This is a genomic window from Streptomyces xiaopingdaonensis (genome assembly GCF_000262345.1).
Taxonomy (GTDB): domain Bacteria; phylum Actinomycetota; class Actinomycetes; order Streptomycetales; family Streptomycetaceae; genus Streptomyces; species Streptomyces xiaopingdaonensis.
The window spans coordinates 1-5415 of record NZ_AJTQ01000296.1; the positions used below are offsets into that span (position 1 = coordinate 1).

General features: G+C 72.4%; 4 protein-coding genes and 1 CRISPR repeat array. Of the genes, 2 read left to right on the forward strand and 2 right to left on the reverse strand.

Annotated elements, in window-relative coordinates; genetic code table 11:
- The coding region (locus UWG_RS0123370; protein WP_033196325.1) for an amidase at positions 1-1231 on the reverse strand (1231 nt) is incomplete at its 3' end.
- Between the two features lie 122 nt (positions 1232-1353).
- Here UWG_RS0123370 and UWG_RS0123375 point away from each other — a divergent pair.
- A complete protein-coding gene (locus tag UWG_RS0123375) occupies positions 1354-1974 on the forward strand; it encodes a TetR/AcrR family transcriptional regulator (RefSeq protein ID WP_016909630.1) in 621 nt (206 codons plus the stop codon).
- Between the two features lie 389 nt (positions 1975-2363).
- Positions 2364-3306: direct repeats of the CRISPR family, unit length 29 nt; unit sequence CTGCTCCCCGCGCACGCGGGGATGGACCC.
- A 259-nt stretch (positions 3307-3565) separates the two neighbouring features.
- Here UWG_RS0123375 and UWG_RS0123380 read toward each other — a convergent pair.
- Complete coding sequence (locus UWG_RS0123380; protein ID WP_016909631.1) at positions 3566-4261, reverse strand: lipase family protein; 696 nt, start codon at positions 4259-4261, stop codon at positions 3566-3568.
- Positions 4262-4540: 279 nt separating this feature from the next.
- Here UWG_RS0123380 and UWG_RS30845 point away from each other — a divergent pair, with 279 nt between their 5' ends.
- Positions 4541-5275, forward strand: a complete 735-nt coding sequence (locus UWG_RS30845) for a hypothetical protein (RefSeq protein ID WP_016909632.1) — start codon at positions 4541-4543, stop codon at positions 5273-5275.
- The last annotated feature ends 140 nt before the right edge of the window (positions 5276-5415 follow it).

Consider the following 5415-nt stretch of genomic DNA (forward strand, 5'->3'; position numbering starts at 1 on the left):
CGAAGACGCGGCGGAGCCAGCCGAGGCCGTCGAGTTCGGCTGCGTTCTCGGTGTGGGTTCCCAGGGGTACGGGGAGTTCGGGCAAGGTCGGGGTGAGCAGGAGGTCGTGGTCGGTGAAGTACCGGGCGAGGCTGCGGGCCGTCCGGTTGCGGACGGTGAGGGCGGTGACGAACTGCGCGCCGCTGACCTGCCGTCCGTAGTGGTAGCTGGCGAGGGTCGTCGGTTCGAGGGTCGAGGAGTCGACGGGGCGGTCGAAGGCGGTGGCCAGCTCGTCGACGGAGGCCGCGAGGTTCGCCGTCCAGAGATGGGCGTTGGCCGTGACGAACTCGTCCCAGTCGGGGCCGAGGGCGACCTCGGCCCCGTCCACCCGGTGGCCGAGGGACTCCAGCAGATCCACGGTGCGGGAGAGGGCGCGGAGCACGGGCGCGGTGGTGCGGTGTCCGCCCCATGCCTGCGCGAGGACGCCGATCCTGAGCGCGCCCGGGTGGCGGGCGACCTCTTCCGCGTACGGGCGGGACGGCTGCTGGGCGAAGTAGGGGTCGCCCGGTTCGGGACCGCGGACCAGGTCGAGCAGCGCGGCGCTGTCGCGTACGGAGCGGCTGACGCTGCCGTGCACGGCGAGGCCGTTGAAGACCTCGTCGGCGTCGGGCCCCATGGAGACCCGGCCGCGGGTGGGCTTCATCACGAAGAGTCCGTTGCAGGCGGCGGGGATGCGGAGCGAGCCGGCCGCGTCGGTGCCGTGTGCGAGCGGCACGATCCCCGCGGCGACGGCGGCGCCCGCGCCACCGCTGGACCCGCCTGCGCTCCGCTCCGGATCCCACGGGTTGCGGGTGGGGCCGTACAGCACCGGCTCCGTCGTGGTGCTGAAGGCCAACTCCGGTGCCGCGGTGCGTCCGAACGTCACCAGGCCGGCGCGGCGGAAGCGCGCCATCAGTGCGGAGTCGGCGGCGGCGACGTTGCCCTCCGCGAGGCGGCTGCCCAACTCCGTTCGTCTCCCGCGCATGGAGACTCCGATGTCCTTGATCAGGAAGGGGACGCCGGACAGCGGTGTGCTGCCGGGCGCGGGGTCGTCGTCGGACGGCCAGGTCTCCACGACGGCGTTGAGGTGCGGGTCGACCGCCTGAGCGGCCTCGCGTGCGGCTGCTTCCAGCTCGGCGGGGGTCGCCTCGCCTTCGGCCACCAGCTCGGCGAGCCCGACCGCGTCGTGGCTCACGTACTCGGCAACTCTCACTGTCACTCCCAGCGTTGCGGACGATACCGTACAGCACCGTACGATACCGATCGGTATCGAATGGCACGCGGGGGTACCTTAGCGTGGTGGCCACGCATTCGACCGACGCCAAAGGAGCGGCCATGGCACCGACCGCCAGGAGACCGAGCAGAGTCGCGAAGCTGCCGCCGCGCGAGCGCATCCTCGACGCGGCGGAAGAACTCTTCCGGGACGAGGGGATTCGGCGGGTGGGCGTCCAGGCGATCGCCGAGCGGGCCGAGACCACGAAGATGGCGCTCTACCGGCACTTCGGCACTAAGGACGAGCTGGTCGCGGAGTGGTTGCGGATCGTCGCCGCCGACTACCGGGCGGCCTTCGACGACGCCGAGGCCGAGCACCCCGGCCTCCCCGGGGAGCAGATCCTCGCCGTGGCCCGCTTCGTCGCCGAGGGGCTGCCGGCGCTCACGTACCGCGGCTGCCCGTTCGTCAACTCCCTTGCCGAGCTGCCCGACCGCGCCCATCCGGCACGGCAGGTGATCGAGGAGCACAAGGCCCACCAGGCCCGCAGGCTCCTCGGCATGTGCACCGAGGCGGGGCTGCCCGAGCCGGAGCAAGCGGTGGCCGAGATCACGTTCGTGCTCGAAGGGGCGCAGGTGAGTGCGCAGAACGGGAGTGTCGATCAGGTGGGGGAGCGGGTGATGAGGATCGTTGAGGGGGTTGTGGATCGGCGGCGGTCGGCCGTATCGGGTACGTCTGTCGGCTGACGGGGCCGCGGTTCGACGAAATCGCCGGTGTGGGTGGGGGGTTGGGACGGAGCGAGGGGCGGGCTGCGTGTGCCTCTGTGCTCGATGGGAGCGACTGGTGCCTGTTGGTTTTGGGTAGAAGCACCGACCGTCAAACCCCGGGAGCTGTGCTGGAACCTGCCGTACTTTGGTGGCAGTTGAAGGTTCGATGCTGGCGGCCGTCTCGGACGGCACCGGGGGATTGGCTGTCAGCCGGAGGAGATGAGCCCGCGCGACTGTGCTGCAACGGACGCAAGTCCCTTACGGCAACTGTGAAGTTGCTCCGCCGCTGGAGGGTGCCGGATTTGTCGCCTTCGGAGAAAGTTGCTTCAACGGGGGTCAGCGGCCGATAAACACGCAGGTCAACGAGTCTGCTCCCCGCGCACGCGGGGATGGACCCTCTGGCGCGGGCCCGGCCCGCCACCTACCAATCTGCTCCCCGCGCACGCGGGGATGGACCCCTCCGCAGGAACCGGCGGCCTCTCCTGGGGCTCTGCTCCCCGCGCACGCGGGGATGGACCCACCTGCGCCCAGCCCCCGCGTCCGCCGCGCTCCTGCTCCCCGCGCACGCGGGGATGGACCCGTTGATCAGGCCGGCCGTCGCGGCGACTGCTCCTGCTCCCCGCGCACGCGGGGATGGACCGAGTCGCAGGCGACTGCGAGGTGATAGGTCGGGCTGCTCCCCGCGCACGCGGGGATGGACCCTCGATCCCGTTCTCCAGGCTGGTGTGACCGAGCTGCTCCCCGCGCACGCGGGGATGGACCCGACCTGGGCTTCGAATCTGATGGCCCCCTCGTCTGCTCCCCGCGCACGCGGGGATGGACCCTTGGCGAGGGGCGTGGTGTGCGGGGCCGCGTACTGCTCCCCGCGCACGCGGGGATGGACCCACGATCGTGGGCGGATTGCTGCTCACCTCCACCTGCTCCCCGCGCACGCGGGGATGGACCCCCGGCTCCGTACACGGGCGCGGAGGTCACCGACTGCTCCCCGCGCACGCGGGGATGGACCCGACGACCAGGTCGGATGGGAGACCGACGCCCGCTGCTCCCCGCGCACGCGGGGATGGGCCCGATGGAGATGGAGCTCAACTCCGATCCGGTGGCTGCTCCCCGCGCACGCGGGGATGGACCCTCCGGCTGAACCTCGTCCAGGAACTCGGCGAACTGCTCCCCGCGCACGCGGGGATGGACCCGCCGACCGCACCGCCATCGAGGAAGCGACCGGCTGCTCCCCGCGCAAGCGGGAATGGCCCCACCCCGGCAACGTGCTCGTCGGGATCTTCTGCCGCTCCCCGCACACGCGGCGTTGGACTCCCACGAACAAGGCCCAGCTCGTAGACGACGTTCGGCCCCCCACGCATGCAGGGACATCCTGTGCCCTCTCAACTTGCCTTCAGCGAAAGCACGTTGTGCACACCGCACTCACCCGGGCACCGTCATGAGCCCCATGCCGCGTGACCGTCCACCGAACCCGGAACGCCCCTGCGCACGACCGCAGACGTGCCGACGAAGAGGCGCCCCCACTCAAAGCCCCGGCACACCCGGAGCACTCCCCCCAAGCCCCGAACGCCCCTCACCCACCCCCGACCATCCGCACAACCCACCGCACCGTCTCCCCCGCGTCGACAACCTGCTGCAGATGCGTCCCAGGCAGCCGCCCCACCTTCCATCCCCGCTCCCGAGCATCCGCCGCCTCACCGTCGTAGGGCGTACTGAACTGCAGGTAGGAACAGGGCGCGTCCCCCCGCTCGAGAGGCACGGGCAAACGCTGCTCGAAGTAGGCGAGAGGCAGGGCAGGTTGCTCCTCGACGATCGTCCGGCGCAGCTCGGGGTCCGGGAGCATGGCGGCGACGTCCTCCTCCGGCCACCAGTCGGTCCAGCGGGGCAGCACCCCGTCGACGGCCATCGGGCGGAGCATCTCCAGCAGCTCCGGCGGCAGTGCGGGGCTCGGGCCCGTGGTCGCCGGCAGCGTGGCGTCGACGAAGAGCGAGTGCGCCACGGGCTGGGCGACGCCCGCGCGGATCGCGGGGACCAGCAGCCCCGCGTTGCTGTGCGCCACGAGCGCGACGGGCGCGTCGTCCGGCACCCCGGCGAGGCTCTCCTGTACGGCGTCCACCGCGCGCGGCCAGTACGGGGGGCCGCCGGAGCCGACGTGGAGCAGCGACGGGACCCGGACCTCGTGCCCCGCGGCCGTGAGGCGTTCGGCGACGGGGCGCCAGGTGGTCGGCCCGACGAGCGGGCTGTGCACGAGAACGAGAAGCGGTGCCATACGGGGATGCTGTCCCCGCGCCGGCGAGGGCGCCGGCGCTTCGGCCCGGAGCGAACACCCAACGGCGCGCTGCGCGGCGCCACTTCACGACGACGCAACGGGGCGCGCTCCCCGCTGTCGGCCGGGCGTGACCGACATCATTCACCCGTTGAGGCCTATCTCACGGCCTCTCGACCTCCGCCTCGAAGGCCCGAAAAGTTACGCTTTCGACGGATCGGACCTCAGTGCCCCGAGCCCCCGCACGACAGGCGACCCACCCCGACCCCACGCGGAGCGAACGTGACCGAGCCCCGGCAGCTTTCCCCGTTGCAGCGGGAGAGCGCTGCGCCGCGGTACGTCTGGTATGCGTCGTTCGGCTCCAACCTGCACCTCTCCCGCCTGCGTTACTACCTCGCCGGCGGCTGCCCGCCCGGCACCGGACGCACCTACCCGGGATGCCGCGACCCCCGCGACCCGCTGGAGTCCACGGCCGTCGCCCTCCCCGGCGACGTCTACTTCGCGGGCGAGTCCCCGGTATGGACCGGCGGCGTCGCCTTCTACGACCCGGCCGCCGAGGGCATCGCCGCAGCACGGGCCCACCTCGTCAGCGTCGAGCAGTTCTCGGACATCGCCGCCCAGGAGATGCACCGCGACCCGGGCGCCGACGTCGACCTCGACGCGGTCCTCGCGGCGGGCAGGCTGGAGACGGGACCGGGCCCGTACGAGACGCTCGTCTGCGCCGGGTCGCTCGACGGCCGGCCGGTCCTCACCTTCACCGCGCCCTGGTGCAGGAACGATGTCGCCTGCACCGCGCCCTCGGCGCTCTACCTCCACCAACTCGCCTCCGGGCTGCGGGAGTCGCACGCCTGGGCGCCGGAACGCATCGCCGAGTACCTCTCGGCGCGCTCCGGCGTCGCGGGGAACTGGGCGGCCGACGCCCTCCTCTCGGTCTGCCGCGGCGAGGTGGACGCCGCCGTCACGCCGGGCGACGTGGCGGAAGTCCTCCCGGAGCCGGTGCGGCAGCCGGCGCCGTAGAAAAGGAGCGGGGCCCGGAAGGGACCCGCTCCTCGTGCGTACGCCGCCGTGCTCAGCGCCCGGCGATCGACTCCACCGCTTCCTGGATCGGCGTCTCCCCGCCGATCAGCTCCAGCGTCTCGCCGGCGGCCCGCGGCTCG

Coding starts and splice junctions, on each gene's coding strand:
- UWG_RS0123380 (WP_016909631.1), bottom strand. CDS start 4,261: ATGGCACCGCTTCTCGTTCTCGTGCACAGCCCGCTCGTCGGGCCGACC.
- UWG_RS0123375 (WP_016909630.1), top strand. CDS start 1,354: ATGGCACCGACCGCCAGGAGACCGAGCAGAGTCGCGAAGCTGCCGCCG.